Origin of the sequence: Peribacillus sp. B2I2, assembly GCF_041261685.1 — a bacterium.
In the GTDB taxonomy this organism is placed as follows: Bacteria; Bacillota; Bacilli; order Bacillales; family DSM-1321; genus Peribacillus.
In genome coordinates this window covers 2474080-2498136 of sequence record NZ_JBGCCB010000001.1, presented here as the reverse complement: position 1 = coordinate 2498136, position 24057 = coordinate 2474080, and the positions used below count along the sequence as shown (strand labels likewise).

At 37.3% G+C, this 24057-nt stretch carries 17 protein-coding genes and 1 pseudogene; 3 read left to right on the top strand and 15 right to left on the bottom strand.

The features are described from left to right. Window positions 1-574 precede the first annotated feature (574 nt). Window positions 575-1561 (bottom strand): YhdH/YhfP family quinone oxidoreductase, encoded by a 987-nt coding sequence (locus ABIE66_RS12440; RefSeq protein WP_370014902.1) that lies wholly within the window; start codon window positions 1559-1561, stop codon window positions 575-577. Between the two features lie 104 nt (window positions 1562-1665). On the opposite strand from ABIE66_RS12440, the gene ABIE66_RS12435 reads away from it, so the two are divergent. Beyond that, entirely contained in the window at window positions 1666-2085 is a 420-nt protein-coding gene (locus ABIE66_RS12435) for a MarR family winged helix-turn-helix transcriptional regulator (RefSeq protein WP_144529324.1), read from the top strand. Between the two features lie 616 nt (window positions 2086-2701). Here ABIE66_RS12435 and ABIE66_RS12430 read toward each other — a convergent pair. Then, window positions 2702-3985, bottom strand: a pseudogene (locus tag ABIE66_RS12430) (IS110 family RNA-guided transposase). Between the two features lie 270 nt (window positions 3986-4255). Then, complete coding sequence (locus ABIE66_RS12425) at window positions 4256-5119, bottom strand: SDR family oxidoreductase (protein ID WP_370014900.1); 864 nt, start codon at window positions 5117-5119, stop codon at window positions 4256-4258. Window positions 5120-5345: 226 nt separating this feature from the next. Here ABIE66_RS12425 and ABIE66_RS12420 point away from each other — a divergent pair, with 226 nt between their 5' ends. Further along, on the top strand, window positions 5346-5786 hold the full coding sequence (locus tag ABIE66_RS12420) for an Rrf2 family transcriptional regulator (RefSeq protein WP_289324930.1): 441 nt from the start codon (window positions 5346-5348) through the stop codon (window positions 5784-5786). A gap of 180 nt (window positions 5787-5966) precedes the next feature. Here the strand turns inward: ABIE66_RS12420 and ABIE66_RS12415 are convergent, their stop codons facing one another. Then, window positions 5967-6179 (bottom strand): hypothetical protein, encoded by a 213-nt coding sequence (locus ABIE66_RS12415; RefSeq protein WP_370014898.1) that lies wholly within the window; start codon window positions 6177-6179, stop codon window positions 5967-5969. A 703-nt stretch (window positions 6180-6882) separates the two neighbouring features. Between ABIE66_RS12415 and ABIE66_RS12410 the strand changes: the two genes are divergently transcribed. Beyond that, the gene (locus ABIE66_RS12410; RefSeq protein ID WP_370014897.1) at window positions 6883-7704 is read left to right on the top strand and encodes an STAS domain-containing protein; all 822 of its coding nucleotides are present in this window, start codon (window positions 6883-6885) and stop codon (window positions 7702-7704) included. 1092 nt (window positions 7705-8796) lie between these two features. On the opposite strand, the gene ABIE66_RS12405 is transcribed toward ABIE66_RS12410, so the two are convergent. From ABIE66_RS12405 to ABIE66_RS12355, 11 genes are all read right to left on the bottom strand, one after another. Further along, the gene (locus ABIE66_RS12405; protein ID WP_370014896.1) at window positions 8797-9885 is read right to left on the bottom strand and encodes a GerAB/ArcD/ProY family transporter; all 1089 of its coding nucleotides are present in this window, start codon (window positions 9883-9885) and stop codon (window positions 8797-8799) included. 26 nt (window positions 9886-9911) lie between these two features. Beyond that, window positions 9912-10991: a Ger(x)C family spore germination protein gene (locus ABIE66_RS12400; protein WP_370014894.1), complete on the bottom strand. Its 1080-nt coding sequence runs from the start codon at window positions 10989-10991 to the stop codon at window positions 9912-9914. Window positions 10992-11019: 28 nt separating this feature from the next. After that, window positions 11020-12555 (bottom strand): spore germination protein, encoded by a 1536-nt coding sequence (locus ABIE66_RS12395; protein WP_370014893.1) that lies wholly within the window; start codon window positions 12553-12555, stop codon window positions 11020-11022. A 490-nt stretch (window positions 12556-13045) separates the two neighbouring features. Beyond that, window positions 13046-13486, bottom strand: coding sequence for a hypothetical protein (locus ABIE66_RS12390; RefSeq protein WP_370014892.1), 441 nt, complete (start codon window positions 13484-13486; stop codon window positions 13046-13048). Window positions 13487-15562: 2076 nt separating this feature from the next. Beyond that, on the bottom strand, window positions 15563-17257 hold the full coding sequence (locus ABIE66_RS12385; RefSeq protein WP_370014891.1) for a DUF2326 domain-containing protein: 1695 nt from the start codon (window positions 17255-17257) through the stop codon (window positions 15563-15565). 153 nt (window positions 17258-17410) lie between these two features. After that, window positions 17411-18940, bottom strand: coding sequence for an acyl-CoA carboxylase subunit beta (locus ABIE66_RS12380; RefSeq protein ID WP_289324926.1), 1530 nt, complete (start codon window positions 18938-18940; stop codon window positions 17411-17413). Window positions 18941-18963: 23 nt separating this feature from the next. Then, window positions 18964-19746, bottom strand: a complete 783-nt coding sequence (locus ABIE66_RS12375; RefSeq protein ID WP_370014890.1) for an enoyl-CoA hydratase — start codon at window positions 19744-19746, stop codon at window positions 18964-18966. 10 nt (window positions 19747-19756) lie between these two features. Continuing rightward, a complete protein-coding gene (locus ABIE66_RS12370; protein WP_370014889.1) occupies window positions 19757-20665 on the bottom strand; it encodes a hydroxymethylglutaryl-CoA lyase in 909 nt (302 codons plus the stop codon). 17 nt (window positions 20666-20682) lie between these two features. Beyond that, window positions 20683-20895, bottom strand: coding sequence for an acetyl-CoA carboxylase biotin carboxyl carrier protein subunit (locus tag ABIE66_RS12365; RefSeq protein WP_370014888.1), 213 nt, complete (start codon window positions 20893-20895; stop codon window positions 20683-20685). A 40-nt stretch (window positions 20896-20935) separates the two neighbouring features. Continuing rightward, window positions 20936-22285, bottom strand: a complete 1350-nt coding sequence (locus ABIE66_RS12360; protein ID WP_289324923.1) for an acetyl-CoA carboxylase biotin carboxylase subunit — start codon at window positions 22283-22285, stop codon at window positions 20936-20938. Between the two features lie 12 nt (window positions 22286-22297). Next, on the bottom strand, window positions 22298-23935 hold the full coding sequence (locus tag ABIE66_RS12355) for an AMP-binding protein (protein WP_370017034.1): 1638 nt from the start codon (window positions 23933-23935) through the stop codon (window positions 22298-22300). Between the last annotated feature and the right edge of the window lie 122 nt (window positions 23936-24057).

The window sequence follows — 24057 nt, the reverse complement described above, 5'->3', positions numbered from 1 at the left end:
AACTGCACCTCCAATTGTTAGTTGTGTCTAACAATTGGGGTGCAGTTCATTTTTACTGGTCGACCTTATAATACGAGGATACTGGTTTTACTGAGGAAGTTAAAAAGTATTTTGATAAGAACACACTTATGTTCAGCTAACTTTGGGCGATACTTCAAGATGAAGGTCGCCTTTTGAAGAAAAACAAATGAACAAAGAATTAAAAATGATAGAATACCTAAAAAAGAAAGGATATACAACAATCTTTCCATCTGAACAAAAAACTGCAAATAACGACATTGTGCACTTAGTCCTTCAAAAAATTAGAATTTTGGTGGGCTTATTTTAGTATGGTCTTTCACTAATGTACTTTCATACAAAAAAGCTGTCTTTAAGACAGTTGCATTCTTCAGCTAACGCACCCGACAGTTTAAGTAAATTTCTTCTTAAATTAAATGCTGCCCCAACAGCGACCTAACTAAAAATCTTACTGATTATTGCAACTGAATCAGGAAAGCATCCATTGTTTAAATTTACATATAAATCGATTTATAATAAGAGGCGTTTTTTACTTTTGAGTAAGTTTAAATGATTTTTAATACTTAATAATTGTTCTTCCTAAATGGTGACCGTTCTTAACTGCTTCAATCGTTTTAGGTAATTCTGTAAGTGAAATCTCCCTTATAAGAGTAGTTTGAGAAATGTTCCATTCATTCGCTATTTTCTCCCAAATATAACCACGATTATTAATTGGTACATTTACAGAATCAATTCCCAAAAGGTTAATCCCTCTGAGTATAAACGGTAATATTGTTGATGTTAGTTTTATACCACCTGCATTCCCACACATACTCATACTTCCACCATAAGAAATTTGAGGAATTAATACAGAAGCAACTTCCCCACCAACAGTATCTAGGACATAGTCAAACTTTTGTTTATTTAATGGTTTATTTTGCTCTCCTAACTCATTAACAAAAATCACATTGGTTGCTCCTAATGATTTTGCTACCTCTGCTTGGTGTTCTTTTCGAACTAAAGCAGAAATATTTTTGTAACCAATTTTAGATAAAATTTGTAATGCAATACTACCTACTCCACCAGTTGAACCAGTGACTAGTATCCTAGGATTGTTATTTATATTCATGCCTTTCTTCTCTAAAGCTATGATGGAGAGTGCAGCCGTAAATCCTGCTGTCCCAAAAACCATAACATCTTTCAAGGTTAAATTGATTGGCAAAGGAACAATCCAATCTGCAGAGACTCTAGCATATTCTGCAAACCCTCCTGTATGGCTCATCCCCATTGCAAAACCTGTAACAACAACTTTCTGTCCCTCTTTGTAACGATTATCTGTAGTATGAACAATGGTTCCACTTAAATCAATTCCAGGGATCATTGGATAATTTCGAATAACTCCCCCATTTTTTTGAACAGCCAACATATCCTTATAGTTTATTGAAGAATATGCCACCTTTATTAAAACCTCGCCATCAGAAAGACTGTCAAGATTAACATCTTCCAAATCATAAATTACTTGATCCTGTCTTTCTTGTACAATAATTGCCTTGAATGTATTCATAATTATCCACTCCTTTTTTCGCCACAAAACATTTTTGTAACAAAAATGTTTCCTTGCAAAATCTAACATGATATTATGGTTACTGTCAATATGGAGGAGATACTATGGAATTAAAAAATTGTATGAACTTTTTACTAAGTGTTAGTCAGAATAAAGTTTTCAAATATTTTAGCAAGCTTTTAGAGGAATTTGGAGTAACACCAGCTCAATATGGTGTGTTGAATTGTTTGTGGAGAGAAGGACAATTATCTCCTAAACAAATTGGAGAAATGGTATATTTAGAAGCCCCTACTGTCTCTGGGATATTAGATAAAATGCAAAAAGCTGAATTAATAGAACGTTCGGTAGATCCAAAAAATCGTAGAAATGTTTTAGTGATAGCTACTCAAAAATCTAACAAAATTAGAGATGAAGTTGAAGCTGCAACATTTAAGTTGAATAATAAGGTTCTTCAAAACTTGTCAGATAACGATAAAGAAGTGCTAAAAAAATCATTAGAAACAATAATAAAGTCTGATTTATAATTATAAAATCTATTTTCTCTTAACCTATGGTTGAAACAGTACTTTGACGGCGTGTAAAATTATGGACTATCTCTAATATTTAGCTTAGAAAAAACAAATTAAAGTAGACCCCCGTCATAATCTGTTGATGGGGGTTACCAAATTGAAAATTTTAAATTGGTAGATTTTATAGAATAAATCCTTCGTTTGAAGCTACCCTCTTTTAAACTAACCTCCCTCAATAAACTAAACACAATCTCACGATTGCTCTAGAATTCTTAGGATTTCATAGTCATATCATTAACCGTTATCTATGTAAGCTCGGCATTACTCCTCTAGGATAGGGATTTATCGAAAAAAGTGTATGCTAAACTAGCCAATCATAGGAAAAAATTGGTTTAAGTAATGTTATGATCGCACTTTAGGATATCCACATGTCTCATGGAGGTCAACCCTCCCATGTCTCACAGAGTCGATGCTCCTACATTCCTTCGTTCAACCTTTCCATGAGGTGGATGTCGGTCATGCTGCCCCACAGGATCTAAGTCCTCACGTTAGTTGCTTTGCCGACTAATCCGTGCTTCACTTTTAAATGAGTGTTAATTAAATGACCGTGTAACCATAAAAATCCGATGAACTATGCGACTGTTTGATGTGCTACAAATGTTGCCATATGAGGGATATCCTTTAACATCTTGTCTTCTTGAAACGTAAATTGTTTTTTACTGATTGAAAACAGAATTCGAATAAGCTTGTTACACAAAGCTATCAGAGATTGCATTTTCTTTAAGGGATTGTGAGAACGTGTTGTGTAATATATATGAAGAGCTTTAAAAGCCTTGTTCTTTGCCACCAGTATCATGGCTGCCCGGAATAAGAGAGCCCTTAATTTCTTTCGTCCCCGTTTGGTAATCTTGGTCTGACCTTTGTGCTTTCCGGATGTGTTTTCTTTTAAACTTAAACCTGCTAATTTTACGATTTGGCGAGGATGTTGATAGTCTCTGAGGTCGCCGACCTCTGCGAAAAACCCTGCTACTGTATCTCGACCGATTCCTGACACCTCTAACATCTGTGTGACACCTGGGATATGGTCTAATAACTGATCTAATTCTTCGAATTTCATTTGAATAAAATCATACTTCTCTAGTAAAGCTCTCAACTCTAATTTCGCCATAGCTGCCCCTTGACGAATACCAATCGAACGATTGGCTGCTTCTTTAAGTGCTCGTATCTTCTTTAAGCCTATACTGCGTTTTACCACTTGTCTTAAGGAAAGTAAGAGCTCTTCATCCGTATAATTTACAAGTTCATGTGGCAAGGCTTCTAGCTATAGAAAATGAATAGCTGCCTTGCCTTCCCAACTTTTGAACACCGTCAAAAATTCGGGAAAGTAACGATCAAGCCAGTTATGAACTTGTCCCTGAACGACCTGTAAATCAACGTTAAGAAGATCGCGAAGTTTTTTGGCCACTCGGAGTTCTGCATAAATTCCTCGTGGAATTGTTGGTTCGGCGTATCTTCCGTCTTTGACTAACTGTGCGATGACTTTTGCATCTTTCACGTCATTCTTTGTAGGTGAATTATCGTCTAATTCTTTACTTCGTTTAACATGTAGTGGATTGACTGATACGAACTTAATATTATTCTCTTTTAGAAGATGAGCTAGATTTAACCAGTAGTGACCGGTTGGCTCCATCCCTACAATCACTTGATTTAACTTACATCCTTTAACAAGTTGGGTAATCCAATCTAGAAACGAATGAAATCCTGCTTTCGTATTTTCAAAGAAACACGTTTTACCTAGTTCCAATCCTCTAAAATCTTGTGCTCTCGCGACATGATTGTGCTTGGCTATATCTACTCCGACAATTAAGGTTTCAGAAGTAATTTGAGAGATTTTATGATTTTGGTTATAATTCATTGTGAGACCTCCAAATAGATGTATTGTCCTTTTTAGCTGGCCAGCTCAGGACACATTCATCTTATCAAGAGGTCTTTTTTCGTTCAAACCTCATTTTCAGTTATTACAGGAATGCTGCCCCTTTAGCTCTATAAGAAAAAGGCTGCCTTAGCAACCTTCCCCATGAACATTTTACATATTGAATACAAGTAATCTCTTATTGGCGTTGCATGATTCTTATATTTAAAACCGACCGACCTTTCTAGTTTAAATTAAGTTCAATTATGCTGTTTAAGAGATACCTTTAATGATTTGAGTTAAGCCCTCACTAATTGGTGTAGCTGACCGTCCAAGAAGTTTTTCGAAATCATTGCTTTCTACTTCAAGGGTGCCTTCTCGAACGCCTTTTTGGATATCAATGAGCATAGGAATAAGGAAATCAGGTAAGCCAACACTTTTCATAATATCAGCATAAGTAGCATCATCAACCTGTTGAACAGGTACTTCTTTACCCAATACATTACAAACTGCAGATGCAAGTTCTTCCTGAGTCAATAACTTGCCAGAAAGCTCATAGATTGTATTTTCGTGTCCGTTACCAGATAGTACCGATGCCGCAGCTTCTGCATAATCTTGTTGTAGTGCCCATCCTACCTTGCCATTTCCTGCTGATGTTACCCAAGGATCTCCTGCTTGAACACCTTGAATACTTGAAATTTCATTCTCCAAATACCAGTTGTTGCGTAAGAAGGAGTATGGAATGCCTGTTTTCAGAATGGATTCTTCTGTTGCCTGATGCGTTGGAGCAAGAAAATTTTTACTTTCCTTTGCATTGGCCAAGCTAGTATAAGCAATAAATTTAACTCCAGCACGCTCTGCCGCAACTACCGCATTTGAATGCTGACGTATCCTTGTTTCATTGTCTCCATCCGCAGAAATAATTAACAAGCGATCAATTCCTGCAAAAGCTGTATCCAATGTTTCTGGACGATCAAAATCTCCTTGACGTACGTCTACTCCGCGAGTTCTTAATTCTTCAGCTTTCTCTGGATTTCGCACACTTACAGCCAGTTGATTAGCTGGTACAGTTTTCAATAAGGTTTCTACAACTTTCGTTCCCAACTTTCCTGTTGCTCCTGTTACTAATATTTTCATTTGGTATTCCTCCAATAATATTTTATATTCAAATTAAACATCCATTAACCTGTATCTATATCTAATACATGTATTTATAATAGATACATGTAGTTGTCTTGTCAACCAATTTATAAACCTTTTATATTTTCTTCAAATTTTAAGGTATAATACGTTGTAATCAAATTAAATACATGATTAATCTGTGTAATAAACTTTGCGATGAAGTAAAAGGTAGGTGAATGATATGTCCATCAGCAGCCGATTTACCGTTGGTGTTCATATATTAGCTCTTATTGAATTAAATAAAGAGGGAATAAGCTCATCGGAGTTCTTAGCGGGGAGCGTAAACACGAACCCAACCTTGATAAGAAAAATTATGGGTATGTTAAAAAAGGCAGGGTTAATTGAAGTACAACCTGGTATTGCAGGGGCAAAACTAGCCAAGGAACCTTCTTATATAACATTACTTAACGTTTATAAGGCGGTCGATGTTGTGCAGGAAAAAGAATTGTTTAGTGTGCATGAAAATCCGCACCCTGATTGCCTTGTGGGCAGGAACATTCAAGATTCGATCACTCCTGTGTTGTCAGCAGCTCAATTTGCTATGGAAAAGGTACTGGAAAATGTAACCATTGAAGATATTGCTAAGGATATTGTTGAAAAAGAAAAACTTAAAATACAATAATAAATTAATAAAAGACATTCTTGAAAACAGAATGTCTTTTTTTCGTAGTCCAAATCCCTTCTTTAACCTGCCCTGCACCGTTTGTTGCATAACAGAAGGAGCTACTGATTCGCTTGGTAAAGAAGTAAAGCACCCGTTAGTTCTATAAAGACTTATTGTAGAGTTGACACAAACTGTGCATTAATTAGGGTTTGTTAAATTAAAGTAAATAGCTAGTAAGTAAATAATTGTATGACACACAGCCCAAATTCTAATCAAAAACATTAAGCGACCTTTTTCACTTTTTAAGAAAATAAGCACTCCAAGAGCCATTATTACAGTGTTGATATATAAAGGGCTATAAGTTAGTTGGGCCAATAAAGTAGTCGTCGGTTGTCTTTCTAAGTCAGTCATGTTGCCTCCAAATTAATAAATAATATCTATTTTATCAGAATTATCTTAATGAGTAACTATGGGGAATATTTGAAAGAACCTATTGCGCAGTACGACTACACTATGCTTATGCAACTATCCTGCCCCGTTAGCCATCCATGAAGCGCAAAATCGGCGCTTCACCACAGAGAATGAAAATTGGTCTCTATGTCGATAATGTTTTAATGGCTGGCGAAGAAGGTCGTTGAACTATGGTGCCTTTGAGCCCATCCGTTAGTCTGACTCCGACGACCACGGTGTACCACCGACTGTCGCGCCCTTTATGGGTAGCACTCATGGGAGATTAATCCTTTTTTGGTCGTCGCGCTAGCCTCTACTTAATATGCTGTGATTGGAGGTTTTTGTTTAACGATCTACCAAACTCAATCAGATTACTCATAAGGCTCAGCCTTTTTTTACTGGGTCTATTTTGTTGTGGTTTTTTTCTGGATTTTGAGCTTTTTTAATTTTCATGGGAGTTGCATAAAGAAAAAGCTGCCTTAAAGACAGCTCTGATCTATAGCTAACGACCGTTAGTTTAAGTGAAAATCTAAACAAGATTAATTAACATAAATACATCCATTTTTCCTTTAAAGTAGAAGCTTATTATAGTGTAAACGGGTTTAATAATTATAATTACAGGGTAATTAAAGTTTTGGTATATAAAAAATAGGGGGATTATATTATGAAGGAGTCACTAGATAAATATAAATTACTGGAATTCATCCAAGAAAATAAAACGGATTTTCAAGATTCATTATTAAACGAAGCATCTAATGTGAAAGACAAAATTGAAGAGATTTTAACGATCGGTAATATTGATCTGATAAATAATGCCCATAAGCTGGTTCAATACATTATTGAGGGTAAAGAACAAGAACTTCAATCATTTGCTAAACAAGAAGGCATAGCTTGGGCGACACACGCAATACCATTATCATTCAAATTAGAGTGGGTGCAAGCCATTCGAAGAACCTTGTGGAAGTTCCTACAAGAATATAACGAGGTAACGAATAAGGTTATAACTGAAGAATTTTTTTCGGTAGAAAAACAAGTTAATAATCAAGTCGACAGGTTTTTAAATGTTTTTTTTATCACATATTCTCAATACAAAGATTCCTTGATAATGGCTCAAAAAGAATTGGTTGAAAATCTTTCGGTGCCTATAATACCAATAACACCCACTATATGTATTTTACCTTTAATTGGTGCGGTTGATCTTTACCGAACGAATATCCTCGAGGAAAAAGTTTTAACAGAGATTGGAAAATTACGCATTCAAACATTGATTATGGACTTATCTGGAATTATGGAAATGGAGACTGAAGTAATTGATCATTTAATGAAGATTATTGACGGTACTTCATTAATGGGATGTACCACTGTGATTACCGGGTTAAGATCTGAAGTGGTTAGAAATATGATAAACATAGGAATGAGATTCAATGAAAAAGCACTAACATTTGGAACTTTACAACAAGCATTGAATAAATACTTATTAAGTTAAACACAGAGAATCTTAGAGAGGGTCGCTTTGCCGACTCTTTTTTCTTATTCAAAAATTCTGACCACTGTCTAAATATTTTTTCCCCGGCAGTTACGCCTTGGTATAAGCTATAATTAGGGTATTTAGTATTTAATTCAACACTAATCAATTCATTTTTTTCTTCAACCAAAATGCCCGGTATACAAAGAATGTGCTGCCTTAAAAACAGCTCCTGTTTTCAGCTAACGCATCCGTTACCATCTATGAAGCGCAAAAATCAGCGTTTCACCACAGAGAATGAAAATTGGTCTCTATGTCGATAATGTTTTAATGGCTGGCGAAGAAGGTCGTTGAACTATGGTGCCTTTGAGCCCATCCGTTAGCCTGACTCCGACAACAACGGTGTACCTATCGACTATCGCGCCCTTTATGGGTAATACTTTTGGGAGATTAATCCTTTTTTGATCGTCGCGCTAGCCTTTACTTAATTTGCAATGATTGGAGGTTTTTGTTTAACGATTTACCAAACTCAATCAGATCACTCATAAGGCTCAGCCCTTTTTTATAAAGCGTTTTTACTGGGTCTATTTTGTTGTGGTTTTTTCTGGATTTTGAGCTTTTTTAATTTTCATGGGAGCTCAATAAGAAAAACGATACCTCTTATTGAAGTATCTCACTCGTTAGTTTAAGAAGTACTTCATTAATCAATCAAATGGTTCTCTTCAATTTTCTTTCTTATTTTAATCTGTAATTAATATTAAAACTAAGATTCTTAGGCTTATTCCAAGTATAATTGCACCTACCCTACTTACTCCCATTCCTACAAACCCCCTAATTAACTTCAAACAAACAAAATGCGTTATGATAACTAAATTTACAAGAACCAATGGAGAAATATATAATGGTAAGCTTGATTTGTGTTAGAACATCAGTGTGACAAATCCCTGACGCAATAAGGCGAACTAAAAACCTCACTTAGTTTAGGATCATCCATTGTAATTTCTGTGATTTGGAAGGGTTCACCTTCCCAAATGTAACTGCAGACCTTTTCTGTTGAATCCTTACAAAACGATCTGCCCAGACTGTATTATAAGTTTCTAGAAGCTTTCCATCCTACTTAGTTATTTTATGCTTAATATGAATGTACAAAAAGAGAAAAGGGATATATAGATACACAAAGTAAAAAGCAATGTTTGAATACATTTCATTCAATCGCTCTATTTGACTCCTCTCTTTGAGCACATTAGCTATAATAAAGAATAGGACCAGTACAATGAACAGACTTATACGTTGTTTCACATTTATTACTTTCTTAATAGCACGACAACCTGCCCATATTTTCACACTGATATTGGGTAATACGAGAAGTAGCCAAATCGAAACAACGATAAATTCGACTCTTTCTATTAGAGGGAATTTCGCAATTTTCATTTGAGCTAATGTTGGCCATATTGTATGGTTTAATTGTCCTTCACTAAAGAAGACAAATGTGATGAGTGCTATTATTAGATAAAGTAAGCTTGAGAACAAAAGTCCAAAATGGGCCCATTTTTGTGATTTGTCTGGATTTTTAATGAATGGGTAGAACATGAATAAGGTCTCAAAGCCAACATACTGAAACAACATAGCTTTAGAGGATGATACGATTTCCTTCACAGAGTGGTTAAAGACGGGTAATAAATTGTGAAAATTGGCAAATTCCAATGAAAAAAAATTAAGGGGAAACAGGATAATAAAGGGTATGATAGTTCCCCAGAAACACATTCCAGTAATCACGCGGAATCCACCGGATACAACGTAATAAATGAGGACTAGAAGAATGAGGCTTATTTGCCAGGTCTTCATTAAGGGAAACAGCCAAACTTGAACAACTTCAATATAAACACGGAAAACAATTAACGCTAATATAAGAAAGTAGAAAATCATAAAAATGTTGAACAGTCCGCCAATCCATTTTCCAAAGCAAAATTTGTGAACATGTATGACATCATTATTAGCAATTCCAAGAATACGATAGATCATCCAAACTAATATATGAATGCTTATACTTGATAAAATGATGGAAATCCATGCATCATAACCTGCGTCCTTCGTTATATCTCGTTGAAAACTCATGATTCCTATGCCAATAATATTCGTGTAGATCAGAAAGAAAACGTAAAAAGAGGATACTAAATGTCGTTCGTCTAGTAATGATTTCACGTGGTTCCTCCTCTTATCATGCAGACTTAATCTTCAATACCTGTATTTAGGATGTCAATATTTGTGTGTACAGTGGTTTTTACTTCTGGGTATATCTCCATAAACCGTTGATAGTCCCAATTTCTTGAGGTGGCTCTAACCTTTTCTCCCAACCCAATGGGATCTACATTGTATCCTTGTACCAGTGAAATTAAACGTTGGACCTCTTCCTTAAAGTGTTCATTTAAAGTTCGTTCCAATTTTACAATATCTTTATCTTTTTTCAAATCAAACCAGGATGATGCTTTTTCAATCTCTGCATGGATGGTTAAATCGATGAATATACTGGGAATGCTTTCGCTTTTCTCAACCGTATATGTAGTTTTTGCATCCAGGTTTTTCAAGAGAATAAAACCTTCCTTTTTATTTTGCGTGATTTTGGTTTTATATTGTCCATTTTGAGACCCGTCAATTAATGTTTTTAGAATTAAGGACTGTCTTAAATTAATATGATTTATGTACTTCCCGTTTTTTAATAAGGCTAACCCGTCAATTTTAATTTGATTTTCCTCTAGGATAAAGTAAGGTAAAATTTGATCCCTCCCTTCTTGATGAAAATTTTTCAAAAACATGTGCAGATTCATTTTTGGCAAATTACCACTTTCTATGTTTTGATTGATTTTTTCACTTAAATGGAATGAAAGATTCACATGTTTACTGGATTGAAGTATATCTTCGGCTTTGTTTTCAGCAATGCCCAACTGCATTCGACTCGCAGTTCTTGGATTTCGGGCAAAATTAGTGATAACATCTTCGATCCCTTGTGTGGCATATTCCTTGCCGAACAATATAAAATCTAATTTTCCTGTCTCAATAGGGTAGGCCGATTTTGCATTCATTCTCGGGAGTATGTCTTCATTTGAATCAGACACCGTTTTATAAATCTTCAATTTGATATTATCCTTTTCTGCGAAAGTAGGATAAAGAGCAATTCCTTTAACTTTGCCTTCTTCCCGATCATATCCTAGAGCTTCAATAATCTGAACTTCATCAATGATCCTCTCATGTATACCACACCCTGATAAAAAGAAAGTTAAGCTAAAAGTTAACAGAAAACATAATTTCATTTACTTCACCTTTATTATCCTTTCCTGATTATTCATCAAAATCACTTTTCTTTTTTTTGTGATTATGTGGGTGGTATCTCCAAATTGATTTAGGACGTAAATAATTTGGCCTTTTGGATGTTTTACTATAAGAGGAACGGATCAGGCTGTCCGTTAAATCCTCAGGCCTAAAAGGATAAAATGGAACGGTATAGGGTGTTCCTAAAGATTCTAACCGTGTAAGGTGAATGATTAAAAAGGCAATCCCGATAACGATGCCTAGTCCCCCCCAAATAGATGCGAAGAGAATTAATGGAAAACGTAAAAAACGTATAGTGTTCGACATTTTATAAATTGGGGTAGTAAAGGAAGCTAAGGCAGATAAGGCGACTATAATGAGTAAGACATTACTTGTAAGGGACGCCTCAACTGACGCTTGGCCGATAACAATACCGCCCACTATTCCCAATGTTTGTCCTACCTTTGTAGGTAACCGGACTCCCGCTTCACGTAATAGTTCAATCGTGAATTCCAGAAAAATCACCTCTAATACCGGCGGAAACGGGACATTATAACGAGAAATACTAAGTGAACCGAATAAATCGTTTGGAATCATCTCGTAATGGTAAGTGATAACAGCTATATAAATAGATGTTCCAAAAATGGAGAAAAGGACACTGCATACCCGTATTAAACGAAAAAAAGATCCAAGAATCCATGGGAGAAAGTAATCTTCAGGTGACATAAAATAATCAATGATCGTAGAAGGACCTGTAATGACATATGGCGACCCACTACTTAAAACAGCTACTTGTCCGTTAATAAGAGCTTGAACCGCCCTATCCACACGTTCAGTTGGAAGAAGCAAAGGAAACGGTGTAAGGGAATTATCTTCTATAAATTGATGCAGCTGAGAAGTATCAAAAATGACATCAAAATCAATATCTTGAAGCCGTTGGGTCATGGTATTAACATGCTGCTCACTCGTAATCCCATCAATATGAGCAATAATAACTCGAGTATTTGAAGTAGAACCAATGTTTACTTCCTTCGTAATTAGATCAGTTGTATTTATTTGTTGTCTTAATAAATGTATATTTACATCAATATTCTCAAGAAACCCAATTTGTGGCCCCACCACACTAAACTCATTTTCAACATTATTTTGTTCACGCAATCCAGCTGTATCATTAGATAAGAGAATTAAAGCAACCCTTTGATCATTTTCCTTCATTTGAATTATCGCATACCCTTTAAGTAACTTTGATTCAGCTTCGTTCCGATTATCCGTTATTACAATATCTTCTATTGCGATGATTTTCTTTATGTCATCAATTTTCTCTAGCCTGCCTAGTTCAAAAGGGGTCTCTCGGAAAATCATTAAAATTTTCAGTTGGAGTTGTTGTTTATCGACCAGTGTATTGTAGTAAGAAATGATTAAATGTCCCGATTCATCCGTAAGTGGAAATTGTTTAAAATCACTGGATTTTTTAACCTTAGCAAACAGCTGGCCAATATCTTGTGAATTCTCAGTCACGACCTGTTTGTCTTTATTATTTCTAATCTTTCGTTTTTTGAAGAACATCTAATCACCTCCCTATTACAAAGGAATTCATATCCTTCTATATTATGTAAAGTCATCCCCATATTTATGTAAATCCGTTTTATAATAAGCGAAAACTTTATCCTCCCCAATTTACATAATATAAATATAGCTTAGAGTAAACAAAGGACCATGATCCTAATAGAAATAATCCCTGTAGGGGGAGGGTAGGACAGCAAAACACAAATTTACAAAGTTAAAACTTTTTCAAAATAAAAAGAGCCAAAAGGCTCTCTTAAATCATCGAATGGAGTTTAAACTCTAATGCTCCCCTCAATTTTATACCTAATTCAGGATACTCATTTAAACCGGTCAATACATTAACTCAACCCTCATTTTGTTAAACAGTTTGCTTATTAGTGTATCATCGAGACAAATAATGAGCCAAAGTTAGATATTCATTGGAGGGAGCTCTAAACAGCCCCTCCTTTTTTATTTAATGTGTTTTAACGTCCATTTATTTTCACGGTTACTATAACCTATATGATACCTCTCTATGTTTCTTCTTTCTTATAGTTCTTATCACTTGTGATACTACTTCTCCATTTATGATCTCTATTTCTTGAAACCCATCTAACACAGAATCATTCTCAGGTATTATTGAAGAGTGAAACTCAGTGCCAATAAAGTAATACTTATAATAATTTGATCTATTGATTTCTTGTACGTGAAGGTCACTAAGACTAAATACTTCGTCTCCAATTTCTACATACCCTGTATTTAGGTGAAGTGCTTCTACTATATGTTCATTGTTGACTCTTAATGCATTATAAGTCTCTTTTCCATTTATAATAAAAGGTTCATTTTCTTCTGTTTCAAATATGATTAAATCATCGTAAATCCTTCCTGTATACAACCATATTCCTTTTATTTTTAATTCGCTAACATCCATCAGTATTTTTTTATCTCCCAAATACGTTAGGTTACTGAACGCGCTATTACCTCTCCCAGTATTAAACTCAAGGTTCTGCTGGAAGCTTTGTTTATTTATATTTTCCACTAGTCTTTTTATATATTTTTCATCTTCGAGGTACTGTATACCCTGAGAAATGGATGGGCAAGTAGCATTAATAGCATCAATTAATAACTTAAGTCACTTTTTCTTTACTGTATTAACCGTTAGGTCCTTAAGGAAGTTGGTAGTTCCTAGACAGTTGCAAGCCACGAAATAAAGTATATTTTTGTAGAAACTTTTTCTAGCTCTCTCAACCCTTATTTATCAAGGATTCCAAACTGTATGAAATTCCTTCCAAAAGTCTAATCATACTTTAAAATTTAGCAGGCTTCTTCTGATGTATCCTATGCATGTTATTCAAATTGGGACAAGTGCCCCTTGACTCAGCCCCTCTCCCTGTTCCTTACCTGCTCCATTTATTCCTCCAAACTTCCGTTTGGTAACTGTAAAACTACACCCAATAAACCAGGGTTTATTACCATTAATAAAAGCTGTAAATGCTTGGTTTAGCTCTATTCAGGTGAATGTAAAGATGTAGAAAGTTGTTTCAAATAAGGGACAGCTTACTAAAACATAAAAGAAGAGATAGACAGCATGAATGACAGGAACAAAGTAAGCAGGACAATACCCTTGAGGACTTAGAAACAATGGAATTAGAGGATAAGGATACGGTAGAACACACAACGCCAATAGAGCCAATACAGCAATACAAAAGCCTGAGGCTACACAGCCTGAGGCTTTTATTATGGACTTAGAACCTATAGAGGATCAGGAGCAAGATACTTTAAGTAAGTTAAGAGGAGGAAAGCCGTAGAACCTACAGAGAATGCAGATGATTTAATGAGGATGCTGTTAGAGGCGTCTAAGGATACAAATGAGGAAGTACAGCAACCTAGATTTAAAAGAGGCAGAAAAACAAATCAAGGCTTTAAGAAAATGACTGCTGAGGAAGTAGCAGAGGAAAATAGATGCAGAGAACGATAAAACAGCTAAGTTTTTTTAATGAGTCTAATGGAATGGGTTTATTTGAGGGAGAGCAGAAGGTATTTATAGTGTAGAGGGCTAGCACCTTCTAACTCTCTCTTTATTAATATAGCTCTGTTAAAAGATGCTTTTGATTTTTAGTAAAAAGAAAAGAACCTTAAAGGTCCCTCTTCACTTATTCAAAAAAAGCGCACGCTAGTTTAAGTGAAAATCTTCACAATTTTTATACAGTTCAAAGTATCATTTAAAATACAAAACAAACATGTGCATTCTAGAAATTCTTTTTATGTATTTACAAATCACAAAGTCTAAAGAAAGCAACTTTGTTTTCAGAGATTGAGCATCTTTCTAGACTCCTTCTATGACTTGCTATCTCACCTACACTATAGTAACTCACATACCAGCGTGTATTTTCATGACACAGATTTGTGGTTATCTGTTGAATATATGGTAAATCCTTAACCGTTAATCCTTTAGAGAATCATTTAGTAACTCTAATAAAGGGTCTCCAAATATCATATCTTGTTCGATAAGGTACTGAAATTCATGATGATACCTGTCACTCCAATTATCATCAGAATACGAAACTAAATGGTTTTGATCTTCACCATGGAATGAACATGGCTCTTATAGTAATTCTATTGTATTGTACTAGCTAATAAAATCACTTCTAGAAAAGAGGATGACTGTGACTCCTTTTATTGGTCGAATAATTAGAACAGGCTGCTGAATAAGCTATACAGCTTTTTGTATACTTTTGAAAACCCTTATGCATCAAGTAATATAAGCTACATTTTGATATAGCACAGGAAGAATTAAGTGATGAGTTTGATAGTTGCTGATGCTATGCTTACCATTAGTGAGACTGATCATAGTAAATAAGCTTATATCAAGGAGGCTGATATTTAATAAACTAATAGGTCATTCAAAGGCACTTATAATTCAAGATTATTATAAATCATAAAAACTGTATTACTGTAATTAATTTTGGAGCACTTGCGGATACTGAAAAAAATAGGAGAGCTTTTTCAGTTCTCCTATTTTTTTTATCTAAAAACTTATACCAAATAACATGCCCTCATTGTTTTCCCTGTCATCCAAAGTAATAGCTATCTCTGAATCTTGAATTTTATACAATGAACCATCTGCATATCGAGGTATGTCATCCTCCAGTGTAGTAAATATGTATTGAATTCCATTTGTGGAACACAATTCCTGAATCTTATCAATATACTTTATTTTTTTTGAATCAGACACTGATTCTAAACTTCCATCATGGTAAGCAAATTGATAAAACTTTTCTGTCGGATAATTTAGTAAAACCGCTAGATCAAAACAAACACAAAGCATTTTTCTATAGGAATATCCATCTGATTTCGATGTGATTTGAGCTTCATCCATTCCAACGATGTGTGCCTTAAAATCAACATTATTAGATCCATTCAATTCATTATATAGTATCGTCGTCTCTCCTAAAATGTCGAGCACTAATGCTGAGAAATCTAACCTTATTGCTTTAAATATTTCGCTACCTCTTTTTAGATGATTATCTATCTGCACAATAAGTTTTTCTAATTCTGCAATCTTTCCTTTAATAGCTGTTTGCATCTGTTTTAAAACATCAAAGTTATCAATCTTACTTAACAAATTACTTATTTCATTTTCTAACTCAACAAGTTCCATTTGATATTTTTTAAATTTCACAAAGGAATCCTTTTCCTTTAAAACGGAGAGAATCTCATTACGCCGCTTATTTTGTATAAGCAATTTATTATTTACATCATTTAATTGTTGCTTTAATTTAGATAAGTTTTCTGCTAAAAAGCCATTTCTTTCTTCAGTAATGTCATTATTAAACTTAATCAGATCATCATAATCTTTTTTTAATTGTTGAGGAAAAAGCACATTGATCTCATCAAATGACACACTATTCCTTAAAGATTCTTCTGTTTTTTCAATTTCATACCTTATTGTGTATTCCCTACTGTTCAAACTAGATATTGTGGTTTCTATCTCTTCAATTAACTCCCTGTTTAATTCCCTATCTTTTAGATAGAAGTCAAAGTTGTCTATTTTAGTAGTAACCTGCTGTCTTTTTACGTATTTAATATCAAGAAGTGACTGGATTTGGTCTAGCTCATTTAAACTTATATTTAGTTTAGTTTGCATTTCATCAAACAATCTCTGCTCAGTTGATATATCTGTTTCTAAAAAATATTTTTCCTTTAAAAGAGAACCATTAAACGCAAATAAATCTGCAATTGCTGGCTTCCAAGTTGAATCAGAACCTCTAAATTTAGATAATTTAAAGACCGCATCATAATCATATTGGGTTCTAAGAAAGTAATTTAAGTATTGTCTATAGTTATAAGGAAGGATCGAACTAAATTCCCAGTAACGATTAAGTATTTCCTTTGGATTTTTATCCAAATTTGAGGAGGTTAAAGGAATATCCTTATAATCCCAGTCTTGATCATATCGAAAATCTTGTTTACCCCGCTTGTGATATTTTAAAGAAATTTTTGTGTTCGCTTTAACTGGTCTTTTTATTGTAATATAATCATTTTCTGCTTTTTTTAATTCCATATAAAAGATATAATTACTGAACTTATCGAAATTATCTTTTAGAAAATGACCTGATTTAAGTTCTTTTAAAAACATGAAATCAATTAAATTAATGAGGGTACTTTTCCCAAGATTGTGAGAATTAGAATCTAAATCCTTTTTATTTGTTACCTTTCCCATAATAATATTTAATCCATCAGAGAATTCAATTTCCTTAAATTTTCTATTATTAGAATAAATAATGGAAAAAAATTTTTTATTATTTGAAAAGTCATTTATTTTAACACAAGATAAAAAGCCCGGTCATCATGACCGGGCTTTTTTTTGAATTAATTAGACTGGATAGACTCCATGTTTACGATCGGTGAATGTCAATTGTTTACTGCTATATGCTTCAAACCTGGCGCACAATTCATCACGCAGGTCATTTGGCTGGATGATGCCATCAACAATCATCTCGGAGGCTAAGCGGTAGATATCAATGTCTTCATTGTATTCATTGCGCTTCTGTTCGATGAATGCCGGGCGCTCTTCTGGTTCCATCGCATTGATTTTATTGGCATAGACGGCATTGACCGCAGCTTCTGCCCCCATGACCGCAATCAATGCCGTCGGTAAGGCAAGAACGCAATCCGGTTCAAAAGCGGGACCGGCCATCGCATAAAGTCCAGCCCCATAAGCCTTACGGACAATGACTGAAATTTTTGGGACCGTGGCTTCACTCATGGCCGATATCATTTTCGCACCATGGCGAATGATGCCTGCCCGTTCGACCTTCGTCCCAATCATGAATCCAGGAATATCCACCAGGAACAACAACGGTATATGGAAAGCATCACATAAATTGATGAACTTGGCTGCCTTATCGGCTGAATCATGGAACAGTACGCCGCCCTTGACTCGCGGCTGATTGGCAATGATCCCTATCGTTTGCCCATTTAGCCTTGCAAGCCCAGTAATTAATTCAGGAGCAAATAGCTTCTTGATTTCACAAAACGATTGCCTGTCTATGATCCTATCGATCAGGTCATACATATTAAAGGCTGCATTCTGATTTTTTGGAATCAGTTCTTCCAATGTTTTTTCGAAATCCGCAGGCAGCTCAGGCTTTGTGGCTTTAGGCTTTTCTTGATAATTTCCTGGAAAATAGCTTAAGTATCGGCGTGCAAACGCGATGGATTCTTCTTCCGACTTAACAAGCACATCCCCGCACCCTGAAACAGAACAGTGCATTTTCGCCCCGCCCATTTCCTCTTCGCTCACCTTTTCGCCAATGACCATTTCTGCCATTCTCGGTGAACCTAAGTACATAGATGCATTGCCCTCAACCATTACGACAATGTCACAAAAAGCTGGAATATATGCCCCACCCGCCGCAGACGGACCGAACAATAGACAAATTTGCGGGACTTTTCCCGATAACTTCACTTGGTTGTAAAAGATTCGTCCTGCACCGCGGCGTCCCGGAAACATTTCTACCTGATCCGTGATTCGAGCACCGGCAGAATCGACTAAATAAAGGAGGGGCAACTGTAATTTATCAGCTGTTTCCTGAATGCGAATGATTTTCTCGACTGTCCTTGCTCCCCAGGAACCGGCCTTTACCGTCGAATCATTGGCCATGACACAGACCCTCTGACCATTGATTTTCCCGATACCTGTAACTACACCATCTGCGGGAAGGCCATCACTGGAACAATTCGCAAAGAAAGCGTCCTCTATTTCGACCCCTTCATCGAATAGAAGCTCTAGCCGTTCACGTACGAAAAGCTTTCCTTTTTCAGCATTTTTTTGATGATATTTTTCTAAACCGCCTTTTTTAATCGTTTCAACCGTTTCGGTTAGTTTATCCGTCGTTACCATTCATGTTCCTCCTTCAATTGAAATCATTTACCCGTAAATACCGGTTTGCGCTTTTCCTTGAATGCTGACAGACCCTCTTGTCGGTCGCGGGTTTTTAAGGTTGTCTGATAGCAGTCTTTTTCAATTTGCAATCCTGTGTTCAAGTCGGTATCAGCCCCTTGATTGATCGCCGCTTTTGCTGCCCTGAGTGCTAATGGGGCATTGCCCGCAATTTCCCCAGCCAGTTTTTTCGCTTCCTCAAGTAATTGTTGGGGCGGATATACATGACTGATGATTTTCAAGGCATGTGCTGCTTTTGCGTCCAATCTCCTTGCTGTATAAATCAGTTCTTTAGCTGTAGGTATTCCGACTATTCGCGGCAGGCGCTGAGTACCGCCGGCGCCCGGGATGATTCCTAATGCCGTTTCCGTCAGTCCCACCTTTGCCGTTTCCGATGCGATGCGTATGTCACAAGCAAGAGCCAACTCCAGCCCTCCGCCAAAAGCCGAGCCGTTAATTGCAGCGATGACTGGGACTGGAAGGTTTTCTACAGCCGTAATCGTCTCACCGATCAGCTTGACTGTTTCCTTGACTTTATCATCATTCATCCCAGCTCGTTCCTTAAGGTCAGCACCTGCACAAAACGCCTTTTCCCCTGCTCCCGTTAATATGACGGTTCGTAAATTGGAATCCCTTTTCAGGTCATCCAACCCTTCGATTAAGCAATGAAGCAATTCCGTGGATAATGCATTGGCAGCATCCGGACGATTCAAAGTCACGATGGCAATTCCCTTTTCCTCATGACTGATCTCAACTAATGAAGTCATAAATTCCACCTCAATTTTCTTTTTCCGCGTTATATACAGCCATTTGATGGCTAGGCAATGGCGTTTCCAAAAAGCTTTGCATCATGGTCGCAGCCTTAGTTAGTTTTTCTTGATTGATTCCCGTGTGTATTCCCATATTATGAAGCATATGAATCAGGTCATCCGTTGCCACATTGCCGCTCGCACCTGGTGCATACGGGCATCCCCCTAAACCACCGAGCGAAGAGTCGAAAGTGACCACTCCATAATTCAGTGATTCGAGTACATTAGCGAGTGCCATGCCCCTTGTATCATGAAAATGGAGGGCAATTTGGCTGATATCATATCTTTTAACAGCCTGTTCAAGGAACAAGGCAACCTGTCTTGGAGATGCAACCCCGATGGTATCACCCAATGAGACCTCATTGATTCCGTATTCAAAAAGTTGATCACAAACACGGAAAACCTGTTCGGTTGAAACCTCCCCTTCATAAGGACAGCCGAAAACGGTTGAAACATAACCCCTAACCGTTTTCCCGCTTTTTGCTGCTGTCCCGATGACATCCTTCAATACTGGAAAGGTATCGGAAATCGATTTATTGATATTTTTAAGATTATGGGTTTCACTGGATGACATGAACACTGAAATTTCATCGATATTAGCCTCAAGCGCCGACTCAAGTCCCCTTTGATTGGGTACAAGGGCAGCATAAGTGATACCGGGATTGCGCTTAATTCCCTTAGCCACCTCAACGGCATCACTCAATTGAGGAATCCACTTTGGATGTACAAAAGAAGTCACTTCTATATAAGATAGTCCTGTATCAGAAAGATGGTCGATCCAATCGATTTTGCTTCGCGTAGGTATGATGACCTTTTCATTTTGTAGCCCATCACGCGGACCGACTTCCTTAATTATCACCTTTTCGGGCCAATTCATCTTATCCCTCCGTCCCTTTATTCAATGACGGCCAATACATCGCCCTCATTTACAAAATCCCCCTCATTCACTTTAAGTTCTTTGATGGTGCCGGCTTCCTCAGCTCCAATCGGAATTTCCATTTTCATGGATTCCAAGATAATGATATCCTGTCCCTCGGTTACACTTTGCCCCTCGTTCGCTACGATCTTCCAAACGCTTCCTGCCATGCTTGCCTTTAATTCTGCCATCTTATATTCCCCCAGATCATTAATGTTTTAAAAATATGCGTTATACAGTCAATTTTTTAATATATTTCCCAATGAAATCCGTAGTCGTATCCCCTTGGGAAAAAGCTTCATGAGAAATTATTTCCCTCAGCAATGGAAGGTTTGTTTTGATTCCTTCTATGTTATAGCTTTCCAGCGCTTCTCTTAATCTCTCGATTGCTTTATCCCTCGAATCGCCGCTCACTACCAATTTGGCGATCATCGGATCATAAAAATGCGAGACGACAGAAGTTCCATGAACCGCCAATTCATGACGGATCCCCTCACCTTCAGGAAGTTCCATGCTGGTGATTTTCCCCGGTGCTGGGTAAAAGGTTTTCGGATCTTCAGCATATATGCGCACTTCAATGGAGTGTCCATCCTTTTTAATCTTTGCTTGTGTGAATTCCAGTTTGTTGCCTGACGCTATTTTAATTTGCTGCTCGACTAAATCCAGTCCCGTAATTTCTTCGGTGACAGGATGCTCAACCTGAAGGCGCGTATTCATTTCAAGGAAATAGAAATTTTTATCCGCATCAACTAAAAATTCGAGGGTACCCGCATTGCTATAACCAATGGATTTTACCGCTTTCACTGCAGCCATTCCCATCCTGTTTCTTGTTTCTTCGTCCAGGAAAGAAGAGGGAGCTTCTTCCACGACCTTCTGGTGACGCCTTTGAACGGAGCATTCCCTTTCCCATAAGTAAACAGCATTCCCAAAGGAATCCGCCAATACTTGAATTTCGATATGACGAGGTTTCTCTATCAATTTTTCAATGAACATATCTCCATTGCCAAAAAACAATTGGGCACGTTTTTGGTTCCCTTCGAAGGCTTTGGAAAGTTCATCTTCATCGGCAACGGCCTGCATGCCGATTCCCCCGCCGCCCGCCGCTGCTTTTAACATGACTGGATATCCAATCCTTTCGGCAACGGCTGCCGCTTCTGCGCTATCAATTAATGGACGTGAAAATCCTGGAACCAATGGAAGTCCCGCTTCCTCCATCTTTTTCCTTGCCTCGACTTTATTCCCCATCTGCTGGATGACCTCTGGTTTGGGACCAATGAATATCAAGCCGGCTTCTTCGCAAGAACGGGCGAAATCTGCATTTTCACTAAGAAATCCGTAACCTGGATGAATGGCATCGACTCCGGTTTCTTTAGCGAGTTCCAAAATCTTATCGACGTTCAAATAGCTTTCCTGTACTCTTGAACCACCCAATAAATATGCCTCATCTGCCAATCCCACAAATGGCGAATCCGAATCTGCTTCCGAATGGACGGCGACAGTAAGTATTCCCATCTTCTTGCATGTACGAATAATACGTGATGCTATTTCTCCTCTGTTTGCGATAAGAATTTTTCGAATCATTCGATATCCTCCTTATTTAGTGTGTTCCGATAGTAGGTCAAGAGTTTGTTCCCGAAGCTTATACTTTTGGATTTTTCCGGATGCAGTCATTGGATAAGCATCCGTAAATTGAATGTAACGGGGAATTTTATGAAAAGATATTTTCCCTTTGCAATACTCAATCAATTCTTTCTCCGTAAGGGTTTCTCCCGCTTTCAAAATGATCCATGCCGCTACCTCTTCCCCATACTTTTGATCTGGAACGCCGAGTACCTGTACATCGACTATTGCAGGATGTTGATAGAGGAATTCTTCTATCTCACGGGGATATATATTTTCCCCTCCGCGAATGATCATATCTTTCAGCCGACCTGTAATCTTGCAATAACCATTTTCGTCCATCACCGCTAAATCTCCCGTATGAAGCCAGCCTTCCCGGTCAATCGCCTGCTCAGTAGCTTCCGGGTTATTATAATATCCCTTCATCACATGGTATCCCCTTGAACAAAGTTCACCCTGTTTGCCCCGCTGGACTTCTTCCCCAGTAGCTGGATCGATAATTTTCACTTCCACTTTCGGCAAGGCCCTACCCACTGAGGAAACACGAAGTTCGATTGGGTCATCCGTTCTTGTCATCGTAATTCCTGGAGATGATTCCGTTTGACCATAGGTAATCGTAATTTCCGAGATCCCCATCTTATTCACCACACTTTTCATGACTTCGATTGGGCATGTTGAGCCTGCCATGATTCCAGTCCGTAACGAACGTAAATCATACTGGTCGAAGTCATCGAGATTAAGTTCAGCGATGAACATCGTCGGTACACCATGAAGCGCCGTACATTTTTCGGATTCAACGGCCTGAAGGACTGCGCGTGGATTGAATTCCACGATGGGCACCATTGTTGCCCCTACAGTAACAGAGGCCATCGTACCAAGGGAACAGCCGAAACAATGAAAAAACGGAACGGGGATGCAAAGCCGGTCATCCTTGGTAAGCTTCATGCATTCCGCAACATTCAAGCCGTTGTTGACCAAGTTTGAATGCGTTAGCATCACACCTTTTGGAAATCCTGTCGTCCCTGATGTATATTGCATATTAATCACATCACTTGGACCCAATTCCCCCATCCTCATGTCCAGCGACTCCTCCGAAATGGATTCGCTCCCACTAATGACTTCATCCCAGGAAAACGTGCCGGGATAACGCGTTTCGCCTAAAACGATGATATTTTTCAATTTTGGCAGTTTCTCAGATTGTAATTTTCCCGGTTCTGCATTTTTCAATTCAGGTACGATTTCATACAGCGTTTCTATATAGGAATGATCCTTATATTGTTCCATCAGGATAATCGTCGTCGAATCCGATTGCTTAAGTAGGTATTCCAGTTCACTTGTACGGTAATTAGTATTGACCGTAACCAGCACCCCGCCCATTTTCGCAGTGGAAAATTGGGATATAAGCCATTCCGGTTTATTGGACGCCCAAATGGCGATATGTTCCCCTTTTTCAATATCGAGTGACATGAACCCCCGGGCTGCCTTTCGGCAAATCTTTTCAAATTCGCGATACGAATGGCGAAGGCCAAGTTCATGGTAAACCACAGCTTCATTATCACCATATTGTTCAGCTGTCTTTTCAAGCAGTTTCCCGATAGTAACATCTAGCAAATCGGACATCATACTCCTCCTATCAAATAAAAGTAAGGATGAACGCTTTTTGCTGTTTAGATAACATCTGCTTTTCACCTAAATGAACCCTAGCATCATTGTTCATTTTGCGTTCCAAAAAG

Excerpts from the sequence above, each read along its gene's own strand:
- ABIE66_RS12440 (WP_370014902.1), bottom strand. The coding sequence starts at position 1,561 with ATGAATACATTCAAGGCAATTATTGTACAAGAAAGACAGGATCAAGTA.
- ABIE66_RS12435 (WP_144529324.1), top strand. The coding sequence starts at position 1,666 with ATGGAATTAAAAAATTGTATGAACTTTTTACTAAGTGTTAGTCAGAAT.
- ABIE66_RS12425 (WP_370014900.1), bottom strand. The coding sequence starts at position 5,119 with ATGAAAATATTAGTAACAGGAGCAACAGGAAAGTTGGGAACGAAAGTT.
- ABIE66_RS12420 (WP_289324930.1), top strand. The coding sequence starts at position 5,346 with ATGTCCATCAGCAGCCGATTTACCGTTGGTGTTCATATATTAGCTCTT.
- ABIE66_RS12415 (WP_370014898.1), bottom strand. The coding sequence starts at position 6,179 with ATGACTGACTTAGAAAGACAACCGACGACTACTTTATTGGCCCAACTA.
- ABIE66_RS12410 (WP_370014897.1), top strand. The coding sequence starts at position 6,883 with ATGAAGGAGTCACTAGATAAATATAAATTACTGGAATTCATCCAAGAA.
- ABIE66_RS12400 (WP_370014894.1), bottom strand. The coding sequence starts at position 10,991 with ATGAAATTATGTTTTCTGTTAACTTTTAGCTTAACTTTCTTTTTATCA.
- ABIE66_RS12395 (WP_370014893.1), bottom strand. The coding sequence starts at position 12,555 with ATGTTCTTCAAAAAACGAAAGATTAGAAATAATAAAGACAAACAGGTC.
- ABIE66_RS12385 (WP_370014891.1), bottom strand. The coding sequence starts at position 17,257 with ATGGGAAAGGTAACAAATAAAAAGGATTTAGATTCTAATTCTCACAAT.
- ABIE66_RS12380 (WP_289324926.1), bottom strand. The coding sequence starts at position 18,940 with ATGGTAACGACGGATAAACTAACCGAAACGGTTGAAACGATTAAAAAA.
- ABIE66_RS12375 (WP_370014890.1), bottom strand. The coding sequence starts at position 19,746 with ATGACTTCATTAGTTGAGATCAGTCATGAGGAAAAGGGAATTGCCATC.
- ABIE66_RS12370 (WP_370014889.1), bottom strand. The coding sequence starts at position 20,665 with ATGAATTGGCCCGAAAAGGTGATAATTAAGGAAGTCGGTCCGCGTGAT.
- ABIE66_RS12365 (WP_370014888.1), bottom strand. The coding sequence starts at position 20,895 with ATGGCAGAATTAAAGGCAAGCATGGCAGGAAGCGTTTGGAAGATCGTA.
- ABIE66_RS12360 (WP_289324923.1), bottom strand. The coding sequence starts at position 22,285 with ATGATTCGAAAAATTCTTATCGCAAACAGAGGAGAAATAGCATCACGT.